Below are 22,771 nucleotides of genomic sequence, written 5' to 3'. Positions count from 1 at the left end.
TCACGGGCGCACGTCGAGCCCCGCGATCAGCAGCCCGCCCAGCAGCGCGACCGCCACCGTCACCGATGCCGCCACCTGGACCTGCAACAGCGTCCCCCGCAGATCCCGCGCGAACGCCGGCGTCAGCACGTCGCCGATCCGCCGGCGCGACACCCGGAACCTCCCCCGCCTCGGCATCGCCATGGCGCGCCCTCCCCTCTCCCCGTAGGGAGCGAGCGCCTCCTCCGGCCCTTCGCTTGCGACCCACCTCGCCGGCGACCCCTCCGGAGGAGGCTGCACTCCCTCACGGTGAAGAGGCCGAGGCCGGCGCCGTCAGCACGCACAGACGCTGTGATCCACGTCACAGGGTGCGGGTCATGAAGACGCTGAGCGGGTCCGGGACATAGCCGGCGAACGGCTCGCAGTACTCGAACCCGAACTTCTCGTAGAGCCGGCGGGCCGGGCGGAAGAACTCGTCCGAGCCGGTCTCGAGGCTGAGCCGGGTGTACCCCATGACCCGCGCCTCGTCGACGATGTGCCCGAGGACCAGCGACGCGATGCCGCTGCGCTTGCGGGCGACGGCGGTGCGCATCGACTTGACCTCGGCGTGCTGCCGGTCGAGGCGCTGGATCGCCCCGCATCCGACGACGGCGCCGCCGTCGCGCACGGCCCAGAACGTCACCTCGGGACGGCGCAGCCCGTCGAGGTCGAGGGCGTGCTTGCTCTCGGGCGGGGTGATGGAGAGCATCTCGCGCACGTGCTCGTCGAGGAACGCGGCGATCTCAGGGCCGCGCAGGTCGTCGACGGCGATCTTCATCGTGATGGTCCTCTCAGGCGTGCCGACGAGCCGAGGTTAGGGCGCGGGTGTGAACCGGACGTTTCAGCCTGATGACGGCACGGCCCGGCGGCGGACGTCGCGGAGGATGCGCCCGACGGCGGCCCTGTGGGCTCCACTGGTCATGACCAGTAGACGGTAGATCCGCCCGTGCGGACCGGGGAACGCCGCTTCGGTGCGCGCGCCGACCACCGTCCCACCCGGCGCCGGGTCCAGCGTGAACGTGAGCGCATAGACGGAGAACCGGTGCCGCCCGGTCAGCCGCACCCGGCGCTCCGGCTCGACCTCGGCCACGGCGAATCCGGGCACCGCGGCGCCGGGCTCCAGCCCCGTCCCGGCCGCCCGCCGCGGCCGCGTCGCCAGCACGGCGTGCAGCAGCGCCGGCTCGGGGGTGCGGACGTGCGCGGTGAGCGCCCGCCAGACCACGTCCGGCGGCGCCGGCACCAGCAGCCGGTGCTCGTCGACGAACGGCAGGGCGGGCGGGGCGGCGTGGTCGCTCACCCCGCCATCGTGTCATCGCGACTAGGGTCGACGGCGTGAGAGGTCGCGTCGCCGGCGTCTACCCCGTCGAGGTCGTCGGGCTGCTGGTCTCGCCGGTGCACGCCTACGAGGGCCGGCCGCAGGACGGGCCTCGGCCCGATCCGGAGCCGGCCGCGCGCACCGAGGTCACCGTGCGAGCCGGGCTCGGGCTGGTGGGCGACCGCTACTTCGGCCGGCAGGCGCACCGCAACGCCGCCGTGACGGTGTTCGACGCGGCCGCGCTGGACGAGCTCGCGGCCGCACTCACCCACGCCGGCACGCCGCCGGAGCGGCCGCTCGACCCCCTGCTGACCAGGCGAAACATCATCCTGCGCGGCTTCGCGGTCGACGACCTCGCGGCCCGCAGACCGGACCCCGGCGCGGTGTTCGCGCTCGACTCCGGCGCCGGCCCGGTGCGCTTCCAGGCGCACCGCCCGGCCAACCCCTGCGCCTGGATGGACGTCGTGCTGGCGCCGGGCGCGTTCCGCGGCCTGCGCGGGCGCGGCGGCGTCCGGTGCACGCCCCTCGACGACGGCGTCCTGCGGCTCGGCCCGGCAACCCTCACCGTCGAGTGAGGCGCCGGGCCGGCCGATGTCAGGGACCCGTCAGCCGAGGCCGAGGCGCTCCCACGTCTGCTTGCCGGGGATGCCGTCGGCGTCGGTGCCCTTCCAGCCCTGGTCCTCCTGGAACGCCTTGACCGCGGCCTGGTCGACGGTGGACCACTTCCGGCTCGGGCCCTCCTTGTAGAGGTCGCGGTACTTCTTGCCGCGCAATACCAAGGCGGAGCCGACCAGGAGCACGTAGTCGTTCTCCTTTCCCGCCCCGAACACCTCCGCTCCCGGATACGGAACGACCTCGACAACCACGGCTTCGGGCATGGTCCCCTCCCCTGTCGAACGGTGACGAGCCTGTGCTCAGCGTAGGGAGCGGCACGCCGTCCGCGCAGGACGTTCGCATCGAAGGCAGACGGGCGCGCCGCCGGTGGGCCGTCATCGCGCCGAGTCCGAGAAGTGATCGAAATTTGATGATCACGATGACTACCAGTGTCTGGACGAGAAGGGACATAATGCCTATGTAGTGCAGGGGGACGAGCGTGAGGCACGAGAGCGGCGTGCGGTGGAGCACCCCGCACCAGCAGTCGGCACGGTTGCTGATCGTCACAACCGTGGTGGCGTCGAGCGCTCTCCTCGCCCAGCACTGGGTCGGAGTTCCGTGGTGGCTGCTGGTCGTCCTGTGCGCCGTCGCGGGGGTCGGCACCCCGGTGGCGTGGTGGCTGCGCCAGCAGGCGGCGCGATGGGACCAGCAGGAGCACGCCCTCGAGGCCACCGTCCGCTCGGCCCTCGACGCCGACGCGCTGCCCCTCGCCCGTGACGCCGCGCTCGAGGCCTTCGGCGTGCACCGCTCCCACCTCCCCATCCCGTATCTGGTCCGCGACGCCCATGCCGAGGTGCTCGACGCCGTCGACGCGGGCCGGCCGGTCCTGGTGCTCGGGCACCCGAGGGCCGGCAAGTCGCGGCTCGGCGCCGAGGTGGTCCGCCGGCACTGCGCCGACCTGCCGCTCGTCGTGCCCGCGCCGCCCGCCGGCCTCGCGCAGCTGTTCGGCGCCGGCGCCAGTCCGGTCGGCACGGTGATCTGGCTGGACGACCTCGACCGCTACCTGCGTCCGGAGCACTTCCGCGTCGAGTGGCTGGACCGCGCGCTGCGCCGGCGCAATGTCGTCGTCGCGACGATGCGCGCCGCCCCGTACGAATGCCACCTCCCGGACCGCGGCGGCCGCGGCGACCAGTGGGAGCTGCTCGAGCGGTTCCGGACGGTGTGGCTGCGGCCCGACGACGACGAGCGCGCCCGGCTGGCGGCCTCCGTCGCCGATCCGCGGCTCCGCTCCGGCGTGCTGCGCTATGGCCTCGGCGAATATCTCGGCGGCGCCCTGCTGGCCGTCGAGCGGCTGCGCGCCGGCGAGTCGAGCCATCCGCTCGCCGCGGCCCTGGTCCGCGCGGCCGCCGACTGGCGGCGGGCCGGGCTCGACGCCGCACCCGAGGCGGTGCTGCGCGACCTCGCCCCGCACTACCTGCCGGAACACGACCGGCCGCACGACCGGCAGCCCGATCGGCCGCTCGGGTCGCAGGACGCCGACGAGGCCGTCCGGTGGGCCGGCGAGCTGATCGACCGGACGGTCGCCCTGCTGGAGCCGACCCCGTCGGGCTGGCGAGTCTTCGACTTCCTCGTCGACCACCTGGCGGCGCAGGGCCGGCCGATCCCGGACGCCACCTGGGACGCCGCGATCGACCACGCGGGTCATCGGCTCGTCGCCGTCTGCCATGCGGCGGCCGTGGTCCACCACCGTCCGGACGTCGCCGAGCGGGCCTGGCGGCGGGCGGTCGAGCGCCACCCGTCGGCGGCCCGCTTCGAGGCGGACCTGCTGCGCCGGCTCCAGGACACCGTCCCGGACACCTCGTGGTGGACCGATCCGCCGGCCGGGCCGCCATGGTTCTGACTGCCCCCGAGCAGCCTCATAGGCTGGGACCATGACGACCGAGCACCACGACCAGCTCCGCACCACGCTGGGCGTCCTCCGCAGCCGGCGCAGTACCGACGCCCCCGCGGGCATGGACCAGAGCCTCGCCGCCGGCGGGCCGCAGCTGCTGGCGCTGGCCCGCGCCATCGACCCCGTCAACGCCGAGGACCTCGTCCAGACGGCGTACGCCGACGTCCTCGAGCGGTCCGGGTCGGCGGAGCTGCCGGCCGTGCTCGAGCGCCTGGCCGACCTCGCCGTCCAGTACCGCGACAGCGACATCGACACCGAGCGGGTCCGCGACGACCGCATCACGCAGATCGCCGACACCGGGCCCGACGAGGACAGCCCGGCCGAGCTGTACTACCCGGCGTTCTACGAGGAGACCACCGACCTCGGCGACTGGGTCGACTCCCCGAACTCCTGGCCCGCGGGTGGCCGCGTCCTCGGGCCCGACGCCGAGATCGACACCGAGGAGCTCTACGGCGTCGTCGACGCCGCGCTCGGCGAGCTGCCGCCCGCGCAGGCGACACTGCTGAACCTGGTCGACGTGCAGGGTCTGCCGGCCGACGTCGCCGCCCGCGCCGCCGGGCTGGACCCGGCCGCGGCCGGCAGGGCGCTCGGGCAGGCCCGCCACCACGTCCGGCGCCGGCTGCACGCCTACCTCGACGGCTAGTCCTCGCCGGCCGCCCGGTACGCCGAGCCGGCCGCCGTCGGCGTGGACCCGTCGGCGTAGAGGCCGATGCCGTCCTCCTCGGCCGGCAGCCCGAACCAGGCGTACCGCTCGACGTAGGGCAGCGACTCCATCATCGCCGTCGACCCCTCGACGAACGCGACCAGTTGGTCGTCGCCGGGGTACTTCGGCGACCCGGAGAAGTCGATCAGGCCGTACTCCGTGACCCAGATCGGCAGTCCGTACCGGTCGTGGGTGGCCTCGATGTAACTGCGCAGGTGGCCGACGGCGTCCGGGCCGAAATCCGAGCCGTACCAGTGCAGCGTGATGAAGTCGACCCGCAGCCCGCGCTCCTCCGCACCCGTCATGAACTGGTCGAGCCACTCGCCCGGTGTGTCCGCGCCCCAGGCGACCGCCGGACTGCCCAGACGCAGCCCCGTCGACTCCAGCCGCGGCCACAGCTCCAGTGCCCGCTCGACGCTCAGGTTCGCCTGCTCGCCGAGGTCGGGCTCGTTGAACCCGAGCAGCACGTCGCCCTCGCGGCGCGCGGTCTCGAGGGTGTCGTCGGTGACCGACGCCTCGCCCCAGATCATCGGCACGAACTCCACCCCGCCGGGCGCCGGCATGGCGGCGTCGGACGCGGACCAGTTGTAGAACCAGCTCGCGCCGACGTCCTCCAGCGCGGCACCGACGTGCGGCCACTCCCAGGTGCTCACGCCCTTCTTGTCCGTGCGGACGACGGGCGCGGGTGCGGGCGGTTCCGGCGGCGGCTCCTTCGTGGGCGACGGCGTGAGCGTGGCGGTCGGCGACGGCGTCGGCGTGACGGTCGGCGTCGAGGTCGCCGTCGGCGTGGGAGAGGGGGACGCCGGCGGCAGGGGGGATGCCGCCGGCGTCGTCGAGGGGGCGGCGACCACGGACGACGACGCCGTCGCCGGTGGGTCGGGCCAGAGGACGACCGCCGCGCCGCCGCCGGTCAGCGCCACCGCGGTCGCCGCCGCGACCAGCGGCTTGCTGCTCCACAGGCTCGACGCCCTGGCCGCCCGGTAGGCGCCGCGGACGACGGTGACGCCAGCGGCCGCCTTGCCCGCGCCGCCCGCGGCGGCCGGCCCCGCTGCCAGCGGGATGCTGACGCCGTCGGCGACCGGCCCGAGGACGTGACCGAGCAGCGCCACCGGCAGGGGCACCAGCCCCAAGCCGACGAGCAGCTGGTCGGCCGGGACCAGCCCGGCCCAGCCCGCGGAGCAGAAGCCGCACTCGCGGGTGTGGCGCGCCAGGCGCTTGCGCCAGAGCGGGCTCGGGCGGCCGTCCCACCCGGCGGTCAGCAGCAGGAGGTCGGGGCACGGCGGACGGCCGCGCAGCGCGCGCACGACCACGCGGGCCGCCTCGAGCTGGGCCTTCGTCCGCTGGATCCGGACGGCGACGTGCGCCCGCTCCCCGCCGACGGCGTCGACGACCTCGTCGCGGGTGAGCTCGCCGGCCGCCTCCAGCCACCAGAGCGAGAGCAGCTCGCGGTCGTCGGCGTCCAGCCAGCGGCTCGCCTCGGCGACGTCGCGACGCTGGCCGGACAGCTCCAGCCGGGCGATCGCGAGGTCGGCGAAGTCCGCGCCCGGGTCCGGCTCGGGCAGCTGGTCCACCGGCACGGCGCCCGTCGCGGCGGTCGCGCCGGACCGGTGCCGCTCGCGGACCTGCCGGATCGCGATCGCCACCAGCCAGGACCGGAACCGGCCCGGGTCGCGCAGCGTCGGCAGCCCGCGGACCGCGCGCAGCATGGTCTCCTGCACCACGTCGTCGACGTCTGCGTGACCGTCGAGCGCTCGGCCGACGATGTTGTAGATCAGCGGCAGGTACCCGGCGATGAGCCGGTCGCAGGCCGCCGGGTCGCCGTCGCGCGCGGCGACCACCGTCTCCTCGCCCGGCGGATCCATGGGGTGTGGCATGGACGCCCGTCCTCCGTCGCAGTGTCGACTCGTGCACCCAGGAGACGGAGCACGCCGCGCCCGATAACGAAAACCGCGCAGCCGGATTCTCTCCACGCACCCGTGACATCAACCCCGGACGGCTCTTGACCGTCCCTCCGATCGGGAGAATGCTCGAAGGACCACGGTCCAGCCCCCCGGGGGGAGGAGCTGACCATGCCTGTGGGCGCCGGTGACATCCTGTTCGGAATTCCGCTGGCCGGGGTGGGCATCCAGAAACGCATCAACCAGCACCGCGCCTCGCTCGGGCGGCTGCCGGTCTTCGTCGACACGCAACTGTCGGTCGCCGCACAGCGGCACACGTCCGACATGGCGGCACACCCGGCGATCTACACGACGCCCAACCGCGACGCGCACCTGAGCTCGGACGGCCACACGACGGCGCAGCAGCGGATCACCGACGCGGCCGCCGCCGCGGGCTGGGCGCCCGAGAACGGCAGGACCGGCGAGATCCTCTACTGGGGCGGCGCGAACCTCAATGGCGACGCCCCGGTGAACTGGTGGATCAACGTGAGCCCGCCGCACCGGCAGCGGATCGAGGACCCCGACTACACGCACATGGGCTTCTCGGCGTCCTACAACAACACCGCCGGCGAGTGGGTCTACGGCGTCACCTTCGCCCGGTCGCCGACCCGCGGGCTGTTCGCCAAGCACAGCGGGAAGGTCGTCGACGTCACCGGCATCTCGACCGCGAGCGGCGCGCCGGCGCAGCAGTGGACCTGGTGGGGCGGCGGGAACCAGCGCTGGTCCTTCGACCCCGTCGGCGGCGGCTACGTCCGCATCCGGGCGCAGCACAGCGGCAAGGTGCTCGACGTCGCCGGCATCTCGACCGACAACGGCGCCCGCATCATCCAGTGGGACTGGTGGGGCGGCGACAACCAGAAGTTCCTGCCCGAGGTGTACGGCATCGGCGAGCTGAAGCTGACCGCCAAGCACAGCGGGAAGGTCATCGAGGTGGCCGGCTTCTCCGAGGCCGACGGCGCCGCCGTCCAGCAGTGGGACTGGTGGGGCGGCGCGAACCAGCGGTGGGCGTACTGAGGGGGTTGGCGATCATGGAGCTGCCGGGAGTCGACCGGCCCGAGTACCTGCTGGACGGGTTCGCCACGCCGCTCGTCGACGCCGGCGACCGCGGAACGTGGCCCGAGGGCCTCGAGGCCGAGGAGAGCGACCTCGCCGACCGGCTGGTCCGGATGGCCCGGCTCAAGGCCGCGGACACCCCGGCCGACGACCCCGCCGTGCTCGACGAGGTCGACTGGTACCGCGACCTGGCGACGCGCTACGGCCTCACTTCGGCCGAGCTGTTCACCTGCCTGGGCCAGCTGATCGCCGAGGACGAGCAGGTCCGGCGGCTGTTCGACCGGGTCACCCCCGGGCTGGCGGCCTACCAGCGCGACGCGGTGGCGGCGTATGCGAGGGCGCGGCTCACCTGAGGGGCGAGTGGCGGCCCGGCCGGGCCACGGCAGGGACGAATCGGGACGAAGCCTTGGCATGGAACGGCCGCACGACTACCGTGGCACGACGTTCCATGCTCGGGTCCGGTTGGTCTCGCAGAGGAGTGCCCCCACATGCCACGAAGCGTCGTCGCCGCCACTCTCGCCACGCTGCTGGCGGCCGCCGCCCTGCCGTTGACCGCCTCGGCCGCCGTCCCGGCCGAGGCGCCCGCCGTCCGCTCCTTCGACGACGAGCCGCTCGGCGCTCCACCGGTGGGCTACACCGTCCAGGGTGACATCACGGTCGCCGAGGCGCCCTTCGGCGAGCCCGGCAACCGTGCGGTGCACCTCGCCGACGCCAGCACGACGCTGCAGACCCGGCTGCACATCCCCGCGCAGGTCACGGAGGCGAGGCGGTTCGACTTCGACCTCGCCCTGCACTCCACGAGGCAGCCGGTGTTCATCGCCGTCCACGCCAACGGCGACAACCCCGCGCTCGGCATGTTCCGGTTCATGATCACGCCGGTCTACGCCTACGGCGGCAGTACGACCGCCCAGGTCCTGGTGTACGACGGGCGACAGTACGTGCGGTTCGCGACCGTCCCGATGCTCACCGCGCGCGACCACGCGAGCCGCGTCAGCATCGCCGCCGGCAATGAGGCGGCCGTACTGACGGTGAACGGAATGTCGTTCCGCACCACGGTGAAGGCGTCGGGCGGCAGTGGCATCACGAGCATCGAGCTGGCCTCGAGCGGCAGCGCCCCCGTGGGCTCGGACGCCTACGTCGACGACGTCGCGCTGGCCGACATCGACCCGGCCGGGCCGGCGCTCGCCGCCGGGCTCCCCGTGGTCGGGACCCTGCCGGACTACACCGCCGAGAAGCACCCCGCGGCGACCGTCGTGGCAACCATCGACGAGCCCGGGCTGCGGGCGGCACAGGTCCGGGCGCAGGTCGTCGTCGACGGCGTCGCCGCCCCGTTCCCCGCGCGGGTGCACGGCGTGCCCGGGCGGCTTTCCGTCAGCGCCGCGATCGACGCCGACGACATCGGGCTGCACCCGGTGACCGTCACCGTCACCGACCTGCGGACCAACGTCACCCGCTCGACCCAGCAGCGGATCCAGGCGTACTCGCCGATCCCCGCGCAGGTCGTCGCGCAGGAGCCGGCCGGCGCCGCCGAGCCGCGCTTCCCCGACGCCGTCCGGCTGGCCGACGGCACCATCGTCGTCGCGTACCACCTGGCCGACGGGCACACGAACGCCAACGGCATCGTGCGGGTGGTGCGCTCGACGGACGGCGGCGCGACCTGGTCGGCGCCGGTCACGGTGGCCGCGACCGAGGGCGGCGACAACCGCGACCCGAAGCTCAGCGTGCTGAGCGACGGGACCGTGCTGCTGACGATCTTCCGCACCGACTGGTCGACCAAGCCCGAGAGCAACCTCGGTACCTTCGTCTACCGCTCGGCCGACGGTGGGCTCACGTTCCCCGAGGTCACGCGCATCGACAGCGCCCAGCCCGGCGCCTGGCAGCACGGCCCCGCCGTCGAGCTGCCCGGCGGCGACATCCTGCAGCCGCTGTACGGCTACGGCGCCCGGGTCGCGCGCAGCACCGACGGTGCCCGCACCTTCCCCGCGTCGAACGAGCTCACCGTCGTCGAGGACGACGCGCGCTACTCCAACGGCGAGCCGAACATCGTCCGGCTGCCCAGCGGCGAGCTCGTCATGCAGATCCGCCGCCACGACAACCTGCTGGCGATCGAGAGCGAGTCGACCCTCGTCCGCTCCTACGACGACGGCGTCACCTGGACGACCCCGGAGCCGACCGGCCTCCCGACGTCGTCGGCGCACCTGCTGCTGACCGACGACGGCAAGCTGCTGATCACGTACGGCGACTACTCGCAGCCGGGCCGGCCCACCTACGGCGCGCTGCTCGACGACCCGTCGGGCCCGTGGACGGAGCACCGGTCGCTGGCGCTGTACAACTCCGGCTGGGAGGACCAGGCCAACCCGACCAGCGTCCAGCTCGACGACGGCTCGTTCCTGACCTTCGGCTTCGACGTCGCCAACCGCACCGTCGTCTCCTTCCGGACGACGGCGGCCGACTACGAGTGAGCCCTCGGCGCCGCTGATGGCGCTCTTTCTGCTGCCCTGACAGCAGAAAGAGCGCCATCACTCGTACAGCCATGTTGCGTGATCGATACACGCGCGCAACACGGGACCGCGACCGTACTCGTGGTCGCGGATACAAGATGCATCAGCCCGCCGCGACGCCCTCGTACCGAAGGGAGTCGTTCATGTCCACGCACCACTGGAGCACCGCCAGCCGGCGCAGCCTCCTCGCCGCCGGTCTCGCCGTCCCGCTCGCCGCCGCCGTCGGAGCCGCCGCCCCGGCCCAGGCGAGCCGGGGCGGCGGCCATGGTAGCCATGGCCCCATGCCGGCGAAGTGGGACCATCACCTGAAGTCCACCCCTGACAACCTGCACTGGGGTGGCTTCCCCATCGACTGGGAGCCGGGCGTCACCATGCGGTCGGGCCAGACCGTCCGCGTCGACACCCTCTCGCACCAGGGGTTCACCAACCCCGCCATCCACCCGCGCGACTACTTCGGCGCGTTCGGGGTGAAGCCGCGCGAGATCCTGGCCGACGGGATCGCGTTCTGGGAGACGCTGCCCGAGCGCCAGGCGAGCAACCGGCAGTACGGCGGGCACGTCCTGACCGGCCCGATCTACGTCCGCGGCGCCGAGCCGGGCGACACCGTCGCCATCGACATCCTCGACATCGACACCCGGGTGCCGTACGGCTTCAACAACACCGCCCCGACCGGCGGCGTCATGGCCGAGTTCTACCCGGGCTGGCGCGAGGGCGACGTGGGCCTGGACATCCCGGCCCAGATCCCGCCGGGGCTGCCGGCCGGGGTCTGGCCGGACGTCCGCACGCACCTCTACCGGACCGGCATGCACCGCGGGAAGGAGGTCGTCTTCTTCTCCGACGACGTCATCATCCCGACGCACAAGTTCCCGGGGATCATCGCCGTCGCCTCGCCGACCGGGGAGTTCATCGGCAACACCGAGGACGCGCCGCCGCCGGCCACCGGGGTGCAGAACTCGACGCCGCCCGGGAAGTTCGGCGGCAACATGGACGTCCGCGACCTCACCGTCGGGACGACGCTCTACCTGCCGGTGTTCCAGCCCGGGGCGCAGATCTTCATCGGCGACCCGCACAGCTGCCAGGGCGACGGCGAGGTCAGCGGCACCGCCGTCGAGCACTCGCTCTCGGGCACGTTCCGCGTCACCCTGATCAAGGACACCGTGACCGAGCTGCCCTGGGCCGAGACCGACGACCACTGGATCATGATGGGTATCCACTGGGACCTCGACCGGGCCATGCGGATCGCCGTCGAGAAGACCGTCGACTTCCTGGTGACCACCCAGGGCATGACGGTCCCGAAGGCCTACTCGTTCGCCTCGATCGCGGTGAACTACCACAACGCCGAGGTCGTCGACCGCACCCAGGTCGTCACCGGCTTCGTCCCGAAGAGCGTCTTCACGCGCCGCCGGCGCTGACCTGGCCGACGCAGGCCGCCTCGGGTACGGTCCGGACGTGTCCAGGTCCACCGAGCCCGAGGCCGGCCTGCTCGCCGACGCCCGGCGAGGCGACCAGCACGCCTTCGAGGCGCTGGTGGCACCCTTCCGCGGCGAATTGCTGGCCCACTGCTACCGCATGCTGGGCTCGTTCCACGACGCCGAGGACGTCCTGCAGGACACCCTGGTCCGGGCCTGGCGCGGGCTGGACCGGTTCGACGGCCGCGGCTCGATCCGGCCGTGGCTCTACCGGATCGCCACCAACCGGTGCCTGACCGCCCTGGACCGCCGGCGACGGCGTGAGCTGCCCGTCGATCTCGGCCCGGGCGCCCGCGCTGAGGAGGTCCGCTGGATCGAGCCGTTCCCGGACGACCGGCTCGACGTCGCCGGTCTGGATCCCGAGGCGCGTGCGGTCGCCCGCGAAGGCGTGGAGCTGGCGTTCGTCGCCGCGCTGCAGGTGCTGACGCCACGGCAGCGCGCGGTCCTGCTGCTGCGCGAGGTCCTGGGCTTCGCCGCCGGAGAGGTCGCCGCCCTCCTGGACACGACCGTCGCGTCGGTCAACAGCGCGCTGCAGCGGGCGCGGACGGCGATCGACGGACGACGGCCAGGGCGCAGTCAGCAGGCAACGCTCGCGGCGCTGGACGATGCCGCCGTCCGGCGGATCGCCGAGCGGTACGCCGCCGCGTGGGAGGCCGGTGACGTCGAGGGGATCGTGGCGATGCTCACGGACGACGCGCGGTACTCGATGCCGCCGATCGCCCGGTGGTACACGGGCCGCGACGACATCCGCACCTTCCTGACCGACGGGCCGTTGACGGACCGCTGGCGGTTCCTGCCGGCACGGGCGAACGGCCAGCTGGCCTTCGGCACCTACCTGTGGGACGCGTCCCGGCGCGCCTTCGTGGCCGCCGCGCTGGACCTGCTCGCCGTCGACGGCGTCCGGGTCGCCGAGGTGACCTCGTTCCTCATGCCGGAGCTCTTCGCCGACTTCGGCCTTCCCGCCGAGATCCCGGACGACATCACGCCGGCGCGATGAGTTCACCGGTACCCGCGGGGTTGTAGGTCGTGAAGGACCCGACACCGCAGGAGGCGATCCATGCACGACACGACCACCGAGACCGAGATCCGCTCCGTCATCGAGCGCTGGGCGGCGGCCGCCCAGACCGGTGACCTCGACGGCATCGTCGCCGGCCACACGGACGACACCGTCATGTTCGACGTGTCACCGCCGGCCGGCGGCGTGCGCGGACTCGAGGCCTACCGGACCATCTGGGGGCCGTTCCTCGACATGTCGGCCACGGCGACGGGGTTCGTCTTCGCGATCACGTCGATCGAGGTCACAGCGGGGACGGACGTCGCGTTCGCCCACGCGCTCCTCGACATCGGGCCGGCGAGCGCACTCGGCCAGGACAGCAGCCCGCTGCGCCTCACCGTGGGGCTGCGCAAGCAGGACGGGCAGTGGCTCATCGCCCATGAGCACCATTCGTTCGCTCGTTCCTGACCCTCGGCCGGGCGACGATGGCGACGATCTCGTCGGCGAGTCGCCTCGGCGCGTCGAGCGGGACGAACGTTCGCGACTTCGGCACCGGCACGAAGGCGGCGTCGCGGAAGCACTGCTGCAGCCGCCGGCCGAGCTTCGTCGTGAAGGCGCGGTCGTCGGTGCCCCAGGCCAGCGTGACGGGGCCCGCGAAACGATCCAGCCGGGTGGAGACGTCGAGCAGCTCGTCGGAGTCGACGGCCCTCAGGAACCGCACCAGGTCGCGGACGACGCCGTCGTCGCTCAGGGCCGGCTCGATCCAGGAGCGGGTCAGGTCGGCCGGCAGGTCGTGCGCCAGCAGGCCGAAGCCGAGCCACGACTGCCGCAGCGCCCGCACGCGCATCTGCCCGGCGAGGAAGCGGACCCGGCGCTCGCTGCGGAGCAGCGCGAAGAGCGGCGCGAACATCGCCGGTGGGAAGACGTCGAGGCCCTCGCAGTTGCTCAGGACGAGCCGGCCGATGCGCCGGGGGTCCTCGTCGACGGCGAACTGGCACAGCGCACCGCCGGTGTCGTTGCCGACCAGCGTGACCTCGTCCAGGCCCAGCGTGTCGAGGAACTCGAGGACGAGCCGCGCGACGCCTCGCGGCGACAGGTCGGCGTCGGCCTTCATCGCCGACGGGTGCGCGCCGAGCGGCCAGTCGGGCGCGTAGGAGCGGATCCCGCGCTCCGCAAGGTCGTCGGCCACACGCGACCACAGCCTGCTGTCGGTGAGGAACGCGTGGACGAAGACGACGGGCGGCGCCGCGGACTCCTCGGGGCCGGCGACGCGGTAGTGCACGGTTCCGCTGGAGAGCTCGATGGTGGCCATGGCGGACCTCCTAGACTCGACGCAACTAACAAACAGGCTGCACGGAAGGTAACATACAGACTGTATGAATGTTAAGCGTCGCACCCAGGCGGAACGATCCGCCACCACCCGCGTCGCCCTGATCGAGGCGGCGTGGCGGCTCTTCGCTGCCCAGGGGTTCGCCGGAGTCGGCACCGAGGCGATCGTCCGCGAGGCCGCGGTCAGCCGCGGCGCGCTCTACCACCAGTTCGCCGACAAGACCGAGCTGTTCGCGGCGGTGCTCGACGACGTCGAGCGCGACGTCGCCCAGCACCTCGCCGAGGTCGCGGGCGCCCAGATCGAAGCCGGCTTCGAGGGCGCCATGCTGGCCGCGGTCGAGGCCTGGCTGGAGTTCTGCGAACGACCCGAGATCCAGCGCATCGTGCTCGTCGACGGCCCCTCGGTCCTGGGCTGGATCCGCTGGCGCGAGATCTGCCAGCACCACGTGCTGGGCCTGATCCGCGCCCTGCTCGAGCAGGGCATCGCCACGGGCGAGGTCGAGCGGCAGCCGGTGGTGCCGCTGTCGCACGCGCTGATCGCGGTCGCCGACGAGGCCGCGCTCTATGTCGCCTCGGCCGACGACCCCGCCGCAGCCCGCCGCGAAATGATCGACGTCGCCCGCCGGCTCCTCTCATCCCTCACGACCAGGGCGAGGCCAAGTCGGTGAGGGGCGGTGGATGTGGAGCCGGCGTCAAGAGCGCACGCGGCATGCTTCACCGCCGCGAAGCGGAGCCGGCGCAGCATCCACCGCCCCTCACCGCACCACACGGACGATCAGCGCAGGGCGGGTGTTCCTGCCATGGACTGGAGGCGGCGGATCCGGTCGGCCGTCGGCGGGTGGGTGCGCAGCAGGCTGGCCATACCGCCACCGGCCAGCGGGTTGGCGATCATCAGGTGCGCCTTCGAGGCGATGGCCGGGTCGGCGGGCAGGGGCAGCGCCCGGGCGCCGCGCTCGATCTTCGCCAGCGCGCTGGCCAGGGCGAGCGGGTCACCGGACAGCCGCGCACCGTCGGCGTCGGCCTCGTACTCGCGACTGCGGCTGACGGCGAGCTGGATCAGCCCGGCCGCGAACGGCGCGAGGAACAGCATGAGCAGCGCCGCCAGAGGGTTGGGGCCGTCGTCGTCATCGGAGCCCAGCGGGATGAAGATGGCGAGGTTGGCGACGGCGGTGACGATGCCCGCCAGTGCGGCGGCCACACTGGAGATGAGGATGTCGCGGTTGTAGACGTGCGACAGCTCGTGCGCCAGCACGGCACGCAGCTCACGCGGGGTGAGCAGCCGCAGGATGCCCTCGGTGACGGCGACGGCGGCGTGCTCGGGGTTGCGGCCGGTGGCGAACGCGTTGGGCTGCGCCACCGGGCTGACATACAGACGCGGCATGGGCCGGCCGTCCGCGGTGGCCAGCTCGTGCACCATGGCGTACAGCTCGGGCGCCTGCGCGGGTGTGACCGGCCGCGCGCCCATGGCCCGCAGCGCGAGCCTGTCGGACCAGAAGTAGGAGCCCGCGTTCATCGCCAGCGACAGCACGGTGGCGATGACGAGCCCCGTCATGCCGCCGAGCCAGTAGCCCACGGTCAGGATGAGACCCGTGAGCAGGCCGAGCAGGACGGCGGTCTTGAGACCGTTGCGATAACGGCGTGTGGTGGACATGTGTCCTCTCTGTTCTACGGTGCACTGCACCTACCGAGAGAACACGCTGACCTCGGCTTCTGTTCCGAACCTGCGCGGAGGTGACTCAACCCTTCCGCGCAGGTTCGGCCAGGCGCCCGCTGGGTCAGGCCGGCGGGATGTTGACGTTGCGGCGGAACAGGTTGCCGGGGTCGTACTGCCGCTTGACCTGCGTGAGCCGTTCCCAGGTGCCGGCAGGCCAGGCCTCGCGGGCCCGCTCGGCGCCGTCCTCGGCGAGGAAGTTGACGTACGCCCCGGGCTCGCCGTTGGCGATCAGCGCCGAGGTGTCGAGCACCCACTGCTCGCGCTCGGCCTTGGTGTCGGGACCGTCGAGGAACGCGGCGACGTTGACCATGAACGGCCGGCCGCGGTGGGAGTAGGCCGTGGCGTCGTCGGCGACGCGGGAGACGGCCCCGCCGAGCGGCCGGAACTGCGTGACGCGCATGGGCGCCGGCGCGGTGTCGAGGCGCTCGAGGATCTGCGTGACCAGGGCGTGGTCGAGCTGGTCGGTGAAGAGGTTCCGGGCCGTCGCCGTCGGGTGGTAGTCGTCGTCGCCCTCTTCCATGAACATCTCGGGGTAGGTGATGGGCCGCACCATGTCGGCGATGGGCTCGGCGAGGGCGCGGATGGGCGCCAGCACCTTCTCGGCCTCGTCGGCCGGTCCGGCGTAACAGACCAGCCCGAACACCACCATGGAGCCGTGCAGCTCGGCCGGGACGAACGGCATGGGCGGCGCCGGCATGACGTTGACGATGACCGACAGCTCCTCGGGCGCCGCGGCCGCCTCGGTGATGAAGCCGTGCACGACGTCGGCGGTGGCCGGGAGCATGAGCAGGCCGCCGGTGACGCCTGGCACCTCGTGCAGCCGGTACTTGAACCGGGTGACGACGCCGAAGTTGCCGCCGCCGCCCCTGATGGCCCAGAACAGGTCCGGATGGCTGCCGGCGTCGACCTGCAGGATCTGGCCGTCGGCGGTGACGACCTCGGCGGCGAGCACGTTGTCGATGGTCATGCCGTACTTGCGGGACAGGAAGCCGACCCCGCCGCCGGTGGTGATGCCGCCGATGCCGACCGTGGCGCTGTCGCCGAAGCCGACGGCCAGGCCATGCTCGGCGACCGCCTTGGTGACGTCGCCCGCCGTCAGGCCGGTCTGTGCCCACACCGTGCGCTCGTCGACGTCGATGGCGATGGCGCGCAGCTGGCGCAGGTCGAGGACGATGCCGCCGTCGACGCTGCTGAGGCCGACCGGGTTGTGGCCGCCGCAGCGCACGGCCAGCTCGAGGCCGGTCTCGTGAGCGAGGGCGACGACGCCGGCCACCTCGGTGGGGTCGACGGGGCGGATGATGACGGCCGGCCGGCTGTCGGTGCCGCCGTAGAAGAGACCGCGAGCGGTGTCGTAGTCGGTGTCGCCAGGCACGATGACCTGGCCGGTGAAGCGCGTGCGCACTGCGGAGACGTCGAGGGTGGTCATCGGTCAGGGTTCTCCTTCGAGGGTCACCACGCCGGACCGGAAAGGGTGTGCCCGTCCGGCGTGGGTCCCATTCAACCCTCGACCACCGACAGAGTGCGCCTGAATTCCTGCCGACTTTGCCCGGGGTTCCGTCGTCACCCGGCGGGGACGGCGAGGTCCTCGATGAGCCGGTCGAAGACCTGGACGCGGTCGAACCGCAGCGCGTAGGCCCGGGCCCGCTGCGACGCCGTCTGCCGGTCCTCCGCCGTCATCTCGAGCACGACGCGGTCGAGGGCGGCCGCGAGCCCGGCGGGGTCGGCGGCGGCGATCTCGACCGCGGTGTCGCCGACCGACTCGGGGATGCCGCCCGTCGTCGTCGTGATGACGGGGCCGCCGCCGGACAGCATGGCCTCGACCAGGGCGATGCCGAACGTCTCGACGAACTCCGGGCGCGGCTTGCTGGGCAGCACGAACGCGGCGCTCCCGTTCATCAGCAGCGGCTTCTCCTCGTCGCTGACGTCGTCGAGGAAGACGATGCGGTCGTCGCCGGCGGCGAGCGCCCGCATCTGCGCCAGCTCGGGCCCCGTCCCGGCGATGACCAGCTTCACGCGGTCGCGCCCGGCCGACGCCTGGTACGCCGCGATGAGGTCGTCGACCCCCTTGGCCAGCGTGACCCGCGACAGGAACAGCAGGTAGCCGTCGCGCTCGAGGCCGCGGCGGGCCAGCGCCTCGTCGGCGGCGACCGGGTCGAGGTCGAGGTACGCGCCGGTGTCGATCGGCGGGTAGCTGACGGTGACGCGGGCGGCGCACTCCTCGGCGAAGCGGGTGCCGCAGACCTGGTCGACCTGCCGCGCCGACTCGACGATGAGGTCGCGGGTGTAGTCCGACACCGCCACGCAGCCGTCGTTGGCCAGGAACGTCGTGAGCAGGAACGCCGCCGCCCCGGCCCGGCCCTCGGCGATGCTGGTGCGGACGATGTTCGTGATGTCCGAGCCGACCGCCTTGGCGATGGTGGTGACGTTGAACCCGGCGCCGCTGGCCCGGGCTCCCCGCAGCGCCTCGACGACGGCGTTCGTGTGCGGCGTCAGGTACATCGAGATGCACACCGTCGGGACGCCGTCGGTGAACAGCTCGTAGAGCCGGCTCGTCAGCCCGAGCACGAAGCGGCCGTCGGGGACGCGGTAGTCGCCGACGGGCTCCGGCCGCTCGACGGTGATGCCCTCGCTGTACGGGAGGATCGAGTCCAGCGGCTTGAGCGGGAGGCCGGCCGCCTGGAGCGCGGGGATCGGCCAGGTGACGATGCGGACGTCGTCGAATCCCCGGGTGAGCGCGACCTCGGCGAGGTTGCGAGCCTCGCCGGAATGGCCGCAGATCACTGGATCGGCGCGCACGACGATCACCAGGCGGCGGGTGGGTCGGCTCATGGCAACACCTCCGAGTCTTCTAACCGTGTGATCGATCGGAGACCGACGGCGGACGCACCTTCGTCGCCCAGGCCGAGGGTTCCGGTCCGAGTTCGATCTGCAGGCGGCCCCCGCCGTGCAGCTCGTTTCCGGTGATGAATCCACCGTCGAGTGGTTTGCCGTTGAATGTCGCCGATTGGACGAACTGCGGTGCCTGCGGGGTTCCCGTCTCGCTGCTGATCGGGGTCTCGCGGTGCCCGACGGTCTCGATGAGGAACTCGTTGCCGCCGATCTCGAGGCTCGCCGTCGCGAACGCCGGCGCGTTGACCAGGAACAGGTTCTGCCCGGCGACGGGGAACAGTCCGAGCGACGCCCACACGTACCACGAGCTCAGCGCGCCGGAGTCGTCGTTGCCGGGCAGTCCGCCGCGGGTCGGCGCGAACTGGTGGGTGAGCGCCGCGTGGACGATCTCAGCGGTGCGGTCGGGGCGGCCGGCGTAGTGGTACGCCCACGGCGCCTCCATGTCCGGCTCGTTGTTCAGGCCCTCGAACCGGTGCAGCCCCAGGCCCTCGCCGTAGCCGTCACGGTTGCCGTCGACGTCGGCGAAGGGTGGCGTGCCGAGCTGGCGCACCGGGTCCTTGCCGTAGCCGAAGAAGCTGTCGAGCATCGCGACGAAGCGGTCGTCGCCGCCGGCCAGCTCGATGCGCGCGGCCATGTCGTGCAGCAGCCGGAACGAGTAGTTCCACCGGCCGCCCTCGTAGTACGTCGACTTCTTCAGCAGCCCGCTGGCCGGCTCGAACGCGTTGACCCAGTACCGGGCCCGCTGCTCCAGCTCGTCGGCGAGCCGGCGGTCGCCCAGGCCGCGGGCGATGACGGCGGTGCAGTGGTAGCCGTAGGCGAGGTCGAGCGTGTGGGTGATCGGGTGGACGATGTCCTTCTCGAGGAAGTCCTCGCCGTACACCCGGCGCAGGTCGTCCTGCATGTGCACGAGCGCCCAGTCCCAGTCGATGCCGTCGAGGCCGAGCAGGTACCCGTCGGCCAGCGCCGTGTGCGCCAGTGCACTGCCCTGCCGGAAGAACCGGTCCGCGCCCTTGGCCATGCGGTAGCCGATGGGGAAGTTGCCCTCCTCTTCGCACACCCGGATCAGCGACTCGAGCAGCGCCGCGCCCCGCTTCGGCGCCAGCGCCGTGATCAGCGGGATCTGCGTCTTGTAGATGTCCCACATGGTGCAGATGTCGAAGACGAACGCCCCCGACGTCGGCCAGAAGGGGCTCTCGTCGTCGCCGAAGCACGGCTTGATCAGCGAGTGGTACAGGCTGGTGGCGAACACCGTCCGCCGCGCATCCGTCCCGCCGTCGACCTTCACCTGGTCGAAGTAGGACGACCACTTCTTCCGGGTGCGCGAGCGGCACTTGTCGAACCGGGTGCGGCCCAGGCCGAGCTCGTCCTCGACGTTGGCGCGCGCCTGCTCCGTCCCGCGCAGCGAGAAGCCCATCTTCAGCTCGACCGTCTGCCCGGCGAGCGCCGGCCCCATGAAGATCAGGCCGAACGGCCGCAGCGTCGTGCGCCGGATGTAGTCGAAGTCCAGCCGCGTCCCGCCGTCGACCAGCCGCCGGTCGTACCAGAGCAGCTGCCGCCAGTCAGGGGTGTCGGCCTCGATGAAGACCGAGAGCGGCACCCCCTCCATGACGATGGTGCCCTCGGCCTGGCCGTGGCCGAGGCTCTGCATGTGGGCGCGCAACGGCACGGTGCGGCCGTGCTCGATGGCCAGCCCGCCGTACGAGAAGTCGACCACGACGCGGCCGCTGCGGGCCTCGGGGAACGTGTACCGGTGAACGGCCGTCTTCGCGCCGACGGTGACCTCGCACCTGATGCCGGTGTCGAGGGTGGCGGCGTAGTACCCCGGCTCGGCGACCTCGTCGTGCAGCTGCCAGAGCGTCCCCAGCGAGTCGAGCGGCTCGATCATCGGGGTGACGCGGAAGTAGTTGTAGTACTTGCGGATCGCGCCCGTCCCCGACTGCTGGAAGTGCGTGAACCCGGACGCCTGCTGCCGGTCGTACAACGGCGTCGGCTGGCCCTCGGTACTGATGCGATAGACCCCGTACCCGGTCGGGTAGGCGCCCGAGTAGGCGCACGCCGACACCATGCCGAGCGGATAGCTCGCGCCCGGATGGGTGTTGCCGACCTGCGCCTTCGGCCACCACCACGTCGCCGCCAGCCCCTGCGGATCGGGGAGGTCCGTGGCCATGGTGCCGATGAAGGGATCAACGCTGTCCAGTATGTTCTGCATTCTGCCTGTCCCGAGGTGACCGATCTGTAGCGTCGATATGAACTCCCCGTGTCGCGGGCGTCAAGGGCAATCGGCGAGGTGCACCCGATCGTCGCGCGGCGTGGCTCCCGGCGTCGCGTGGAGGGCGGCCGTGTGACTGGGTAGCCTGTCCCCGCGGGGCCTCTAGCTCAATTGGCAGAGCAGCGGACTTTTAATCCGCGGGTTCAGGGTTCGATCCCCTGGGGGCCCACCAGTCGCGGAACTCGGGGCTGCGCACCAACAGCTCGAGGCGTGGCCTGGATCGAGCACGGGAGAATGGCCACGTGGAGTACACGAGCCGCGTGCCGGCGCCGCCGCTGGACGGGCTCATCGATGACATCTACTGCCTGAGCGGGGTGCCGCGCCACCCTCGACTCAACGTCCCACCGATGCCGTCCGCGCACTTGTTCATCACCATGGGTGGGCCTGTGCGTCTCTACGACGCGGACCCGGACGTGCCACCGATGGTGCTCGAGGACGGCTGGTTCATGGGGATGCGGACCCGGCGCTTCATGATCGAGTTCCCGTCCCCGGCGCGGATGGTCGGAGTGCACTTCAAGCCGTGGGGCCTGTCACCCTTCGTCGACCTGCCGTCCATTGAGTTGCGGGATCGGTGTGTCCCGGTCGACGGGGTGTGGGGCCGGTCCGTCGACCGGATCCGCGGCCGGATCGCTGCCGTCAAGACCGTCGGCGAGGCCCTGCAGGTGCTCGAGGACGAACTGCGCTCTCGGCTCGTCGCCGCACCCTCGCGTGGACTCCACCTGGTCGCTCAGACGGCTGGGTGCGTGGAGGCTGCTTGGGGCAACGTCTCGATCGGGGCGCTGACCAAGGAGGCCGGGGCCAGCGGCAATCAGCTGGCCGCTCAGTTCAAGTTCCACACCGGGCTCGGTCCGAAGCGGGTGGCGCGGATCTATCGCTTCGCGCGCCTGATTCTCTCGATCGATGCCCGACGTCAGGTCGACTGGTCCGGCCTGGCTGATTCCGCGGGCTTCTTCGACCAGGCTCACTTCGCCAAGGAGTTCAAGGAGTTCACCGGTCTCACCCCGACGGCGTACGTGGCTCTTCGGCGACGGCACCCCGCTGACAAGGGCTTCCCTCCGGACAACGGGCCGATGCCCGCCGAGTGATTTTCTACAAGACCAGACGACACGTCCTTGGCAGCATCAGCATCGAGCGTGTTCAGCCGAAGGAGATCCTGTGGGCCAAGTGATCATGCACAACGTGGTGTCGCTCGACGGGTTCATCGCCGACCAGAACGACGACGTCGGGCCACTGCATGAGTGGTACTTCAGCGGAGACACCCCGATCACGCCGCCGAACAACCAGAGGCCCGACGGGCCCGAGAAGTTCGACCACTCCGGCGCTGGTGTCGACTTCAAGGTGTCCGGCGCCTCGGCGGAGTACGTCGGACCCATGTGGGAAGGCATCGGCGCCAGCATCATGGGCCGGCGCCTGTTCGATCTCGTGAACGGCTGGGAAGGTCAGCCACCCGCAGGCGACCACGTGGTCGTCGTGTCCCACCGGCCCAAACCGGACGGATGGCATCCCGAGGCGTCCTACCACTTCGTCGACGACGTGACCACAGCCGTCGCCACGGCGAAGGAACTGGCGGGCGACCGGACCGTCATCGTGAATGCCGGGGTGGTCGGAGGCCAGGCCCTCGCCGCCGGACTCGTCGACGAGGTGGCGATGGACGTGGTGCCCGTGGTCTTCGGGTCGGGTAGGCGCTACTTCGGAGACATCGACCGCCAACACCTGCTCGACGACCCACACGTGGTCATCCAGGGTGACCGCGTGCTGCATCTTCGGTTCACGGTCCGTCGCTGAACCCGGCCACCTCACGCCCCAGCACGGCAGGGTTCGATCCCCTGGGCCCCTTTGACCGGCGGCAGAGCCCTCAGGCCGGGCCGTCGCCGCCGATCATCGGGCCGACCTCGCCCTCTTTGCCGCAGCGACGGCACGCGACGTAGCGCTGGCCGTCCTCGGTGGACAGCCGCTGCCACTGGTGCCAGCCGAGGCGGCACAGCAGGGACTTCCCCATGCCCTGATTGTGCGCCTCGTTCCGGTATCCGTCGAC

The 22,771-nt window shown here is 72.1% G+C and carries 23 protein-coding genes and 1 tRNA gene; 13 read left to right on the top strand and 11 right to left on the bottom strand.

From position 1 onward, the window contains the following. The 3 genes from HD601_RS11875 to HD601_RS11865 all read right to left on the bottom strand — a co-directional run bounded on the left by HD601_RS11875 (window position 1) and on the right by HD601_RS11865 (window position 1,315). Window positions 1-183, bottom strand: coding sequence for a hypothetical protein (locus HD601_RS11875; RefSeq protein ID WP_184822100.1), 183 nt, complete (start codon window positions 181-183; stop codon window positions 1-3). Window positions 184-340: 157 nt separating this feature from the next. Then, on the bottom strand, window positions 341-796 hold the full coding sequence (locus tag HD601_RS11870; RefSeq protein WP_184822098.1) for a GNAT family N-acetyltransferase: 456 nt from the start codon (window positions 794-796) through the stop codon (window positions 341-343). Window positions 797-859: 63 nt separating this feature from the next. Next, a complete protein-coding gene (locus tag HD601_RS11865; RefSeq protein ID WP_221440859.1) occupies window positions 860-1,315 on the bottom strand; it encodes an SRPBCC family protein in 456 nt (151 codons plus the stop codon). Between the two features lie 35 nt (window positions 1,316-1,350). Between HD601_RS11865 and HD601_RS11860 the strand changes: the two genes are divergently transcribed. Beyond that, window positions 1,351-1,908 carry a molybdenum cofactor biosysynthesis protein gene (locus HD601_RS11860; protein ID WP_184822096.1) on the top strand — a complete coding sequence of 186 codons (558 nt, stop codon included), beginning with the start codon at window positions 1,351-1,353 and terminating at the stop codon, window positions 1,906-1,908. 30 nt (window positions 1,909-1,938) lie between these two features. On the opposite strand, the gene HD601_RS11855 is transcribed toward HD601_RS11860, so the two are convergent. Further along, a complete protein-coding gene (locus tag HD601_RS11855; protein ID WP_184822094.1) occupies window positions 1,939-2,211 on the bottom strand; it encodes a peptidoglycan-binding protein in 273 nt (90 codons plus the stop codon). A gap of 215 nt (window positions 2,212-2,426) precedes the next feature. Between HD601_RS11855 and HD601_RS11850 the strand changes: the two genes are divergently transcribed. Continuing rightward, complete coding sequence (locus tag HD601_RS11850) at window positions 2,427-3,827, top strand: hypothetical protein (RefSeq protein WP_184822092.1); 1,401 nt, start codon at window positions 2,427-2,429, stop codon at window positions 3,825-3,827. Between the two features lie 31 nt (window positions 3,828-3,858). Further along, window positions 3,859-4,521, top strand: coding sequence for an RNA polymerase sigma factor (locus tag HD601_RS11845; protein WP_184822090.1), 663 nt, complete (start codon window positions 3,859-3,861; stop codon window positions 4,519-4,521). Here HD601_RS11845 and HD601_RS11840 read toward each other — a convergent pair. After that, a complete protein-coding gene (locus tag HD601_RS11840; protein ID WP_221440857.1) occupies window positions 4,518-6,455 on the bottom strand; it encodes a sigma-70 family RNA polymerase sigma factor in 1,938 nt (645 codons plus the stop codon). The two genes, HD601_RS11845 and HD601_RS11840, sit on opposite strands and share 4 nt — an antisense overlap. Window positions 6,456-6,650: 195 nt before the next feature. Between HD601_RS11840 and HD601_RS33070 the strand changes: the two genes are divergently transcribed. The 6 genes from HD601_RS33070 to HD601_RS11810 all read left to right on the top strand — a co-directional run bounded on the left by HD601_RS33070 (window position 6,651) and on the right by HD601_RS11810 (window position 13,003). Continuing rightward, complete coding sequence (locus HD601_RS33070) at window positions 6,651-7,532, top strand: RICIN domain-containing protein (RefSeq protein WP_221440855.1); 882 nt, start codon at window positions 6,651-6,653, stop codon at window positions 7,530-7,532. 14 nt (window positions 7,533-7,546) lie between these two features. Continuing rightward, window positions 7,547-7,924 carry a TipAS antibiotic-recognition domain-containing protein gene (locus HD601_RS11830; RefSeq protein WP_184822089.1) on the top strand — a complete coding sequence of 126 codons (378 nt, stop codon included), beginning with the start codon at window positions 7,547-7,549 and terminating at the stop codon, window positions 7,922-7,924. A gap of 135 nt (window positions 7,925-8,059) precedes the next feature. Further along, window positions 8,060-10,033 (top strand): sialidase family protein, encoded by a 1,974-nt coding sequence (locus tag HD601_RS11825; RefSeq protein WP_184822087.1) that lies wholly within the window; start codon window positions 8,060-8,062, stop codon window positions 10,031-10,033. 182 nt (window positions 10,034-10,215) lie between these two features. Beyond that, window positions 10,216-11,484, top strand: a complete 1,269-nt coding sequence (locus HD601_RS11820; RefSeq protein ID WP_184822085.1) for an acetamidase/formamidase family protein — start codon at window positions 10,216-10,218, stop codon at window positions 11,482-11,484. A 37-nt stretch (window positions 11,485-11,521) separates the two neighbouring features. Continuing rightward, window positions 11,522-12,538, top strand: a complete 1,017-nt coding sequence (locus HD601_RS11815; protein WP_221440853.1) for a sigma-70 family RNA polymerase sigma factor — start codon at window positions 11,522-11,524, stop codon at window positions 12,536-12,538. A 60-nt stretch (window positions 12,539-12,598) separates the two neighbouring features. Continuing rightward, a complete protein-coding gene (locus HD601_RS11810) occupies window positions 12,599-13,003 on the top strand; it encodes a YybH family protein (protein WP_184822083.1) in 405 nt (134 codons plus the stop codon). On the opposite strand, the gene HD601_RS11805 is transcribed toward HD601_RS11810, so the two are convergent. Then, window positions 12,966-13,847 (bottom strand): alpha/beta fold hydrolase, encoded by an 882-nt coding sequence (locus tag HD601_RS11805; RefSeq protein WP_184822081.1) that lies wholly within the window; start codon window positions 13,845-13,847, stop codon window positions 12,966-12,968. The two genes, HD601_RS11810 and HD601_RS11805, sit on opposite strands and share 38 nt — an antisense overlap. A gap of 64 nt (window positions 13,848-13,911) precedes the next feature. Here HD601_RS11805 and HD601_RS11800 point away from each other — a divergent pair, with 64 nt between their 5' ends. Then, window positions 13,912-14,532 (top strand): TetR/AcrR family transcriptional regulator, encoded by a 621-nt coding sequence (locus HD601_RS11800; protein WP_184822079.1) that lies wholly within the window; start codon window positions 13,912-13,914, stop codon window positions 14,530-14,532. Between the two features lie 107 nt (window positions 14,533-14,639). Here HD601_RS11800 and HD601_RS11795 read toward each other — a convergent pair whose 3' ends face one another. From HD601_RS11795 to HD601_RS11780, 4 genes are all read right to left on the bottom strand, one after another. Continuing rightward, window positions 14,640-15,515: a M48 family metalloprotease gene (locus HD601_RS11795; protein ID WP_184822077.1), complete on the bottom strand. Its 876-nt coding sequence runs from the start codon at window positions 15,513-15,515 to the stop codon at window positions 14,640-14,642. 124 nt (window positions 15,516-15,639) lie between these two features. Then, complete coding sequence (locus tag HD601_RS11790; protein ID WP_184822075.1) at window positions 15,640-17,004, bottom strand: FAD-binding oxidoreductase; 1,365 nt, start codon at window positions 17,002-17,004, stop codon at window positions 15,640-15,642. A 134-nt stretch (window positions 17,005-17,138) separates the two neighbouring features. Then, a complete protein-coding gene (locus HD601_RS11785; RefSeq protein WP_184822073.1) occupies window positions 17,139-18,407 on the bottom strand; it encodes a glycosyltransferase in 1,269 nt (422 codons plus the stop codon). 19 nt (window positions 18,408-18,426) lie between these two features. Continuing rightward, window positions 18,427-20,676, bottom strand: coding sequence for a glycoside hydrolase domain-containing protein (locus tag HD601_RS11780; protein ID WP_184822071.1), 2,250 nt, complete (start codon window positions 20,674-20,676; stop codon window positions 18,427-18,429). Window positions 20,677-20,832: 156 nt separating this feature from the next. On the opposite strand from HD601_RS11780, the gene HD601_RS11775 reads away from it, so the two are divergent. From HD601_RS11775 to HD601_RS11765, 3 genes are all read left to right on the top strand, one after another. After that, window positions 20,833-20,908 (top strand) — tRNA-Lys (locus HD601_RS11775). Between the two features lie 70 nt (window positions 20,909-20,978). Further along, a complete protein-coding gene (locus HD601_RS11770; RefSeq protein WP_184822069.1) occupies window positions 20,979-21,821 on the top strand; it encodes a DUF6597 domain-containing transcriptional factor in 843 nt (280 codons plus the stop codon). Between the two features lie 70 nt (window positions 21,822-21,891). After that, entirely contained in the window at window positions 21,892-22,521 is a 630-nt protein-coding gene (locus HD601_RS11765; RefSeq protein WP_184822067.1) for a dihydrofolate reductase family protein, read from the top strand. Window positions 22,522-22,591: 70 nt separating this feature from the next. Here HD601_RS11765 and HD601_RS11760 read toward each other — a convergent pair whose 3' ends face one another. Then, window positions 22,592-22,735, bottom strand: a complete 144-nt coding sequence (locus HD601_RS11760) for a hypothetical protein (protein ID WP_184822065.1) — start codon at window positions 22,733-22,735, stop codon at window positions 22,592-22,594. Between the last annotated feature and the right edge of the window lie 36 nt (window positions 22,736-22,771).

It is taken from the genome of Jiangella mangrovi (genome assembly GCF_014204975.1).
Taxonomy (GTDB): domain Bacteria; phylum Actinomycetota; class Actinomycetes; order Jiangellales; family Jiangellaceae; genus Jiangella; species Jiangella mangrovi.
Note: the sequence above shows the minus strand (reverse complement) of the source record. Positions and strands in the feature narration are given on the sequence as shown.

Coding starts and splice junctions, on each gene's coding strand:
- HD601_RS11875 (WP_184822100.1), bottom strand. CDS start 183: ATGGCGATGCCGAGGCGGGGGAGGTTCCGGGTGTCGCGCCGGCGGATC.
- HD601_RS11870 (WP_184822098.1), bottom strand. CDS start 796: ATGAAGATCGCCGTCGACGACCTGCGCGGCCCTGAGATCGCCGCGTTC.
- HD601_RS11855 (WP_184822094.1), bottom strand. CDS start 2,211: ATGCCCGAAGCCGTGGTTGTCGAGGTCGTTCCGTATCCGGGAGCGGAG.
- HD601_RS11845 (WP_184822090.1), top strand. CDS start 3,859: ATGACGACCGAGCACCACGACCAGCTCCGCACCACGCTGGGCGTCCTC.
- HD601_RS11840 (WP_221440857.1), bottom strand. CDS start 6,455: ATGCCACACCCCATGGATCCGCCGGGCGAGGAGACGGTGGTCGCCGCG.
- HD601_RS33070 (WP_221440855.1), top strand. CDS start 6,651: ATGCCTGTGGGCGCCGGTGACATCCTGTTCGGAATTCCGCTGGCCGGG.
- HD601_RS11830 (WP_184822089.1), top strand. CDS start 7,547: ATGGAGCTGCCGGGAGTCGACCGGCCCGAGTACCTGCTGGACGGGTTC.
- HD601_RS11825 (WP_184822087.1), top strand. CDS start 8,060: ATGCCACGAAGCGTCGTCGCCGCCACTCTCGCCACGCTGCTGGCGGCC.
- HD601_RS11820 (WP_184822085.1), top strand. CDS start 10,216: ATGTCCACGCACCACTGGAGCACCGCCAGCCGGCGCAGCCTCCTCGCC.
- HD601_RS11810 (WP_184822083.1), top strand. CDS start 12,599: ATGCACGACACGACCACCGAGACCGAGATCCGCTCCGTCATCGAGCGC.
- HD601_RS11805 (WP_184822081.1), bottom strand. CDS start 13,847: ATGGCCACCATCGAGCTCTCCAGCGGAACCGTGCACTACCGCGTCGCC.
- HD601_RS11800 (WP_184822079.1), top strand. CDS start 13,912: ATGAATGTTAAGCGTCGCACCCAGGCGGAACGATCCGCCACCACCCGC.
- HD601_RS11795 (WP_184822077.1), bottom strand. CDS start 15,515: ATGTCCACCACACGCCGTTATCGCAACGGTCTCAAGACCGCCGTCCTG.
- HD601_RS11790 (WP_184822075.1), bottom strand. CDS start 17,004: ATGACCACCCTCGACGTCTCCGCAGTGCGCACGCGCTTCACCGGCCAG.
- HD601_RS11785 (WP_184822073.1), bottom strand. CDS start 18,407: ATGAGCCGACCCACCCGCCGCCTGGTGATCGTCGTGCGCGCCGATCCA.
- HD601_RS11780 (WP_184822071.1), bottom strand. CDS start 20,676: ATGCAGAACATACTGGACAGCGTTGATCCCTTCATCGGCACCATGGCC.
- HD601_RS11760 (WP_184822065.1), bottom strand. CDS start 22,735: ATGGGGAAGTCCCTGCTGTGCCGCCTCGGCTGGCACCAGTGGCAGCGG.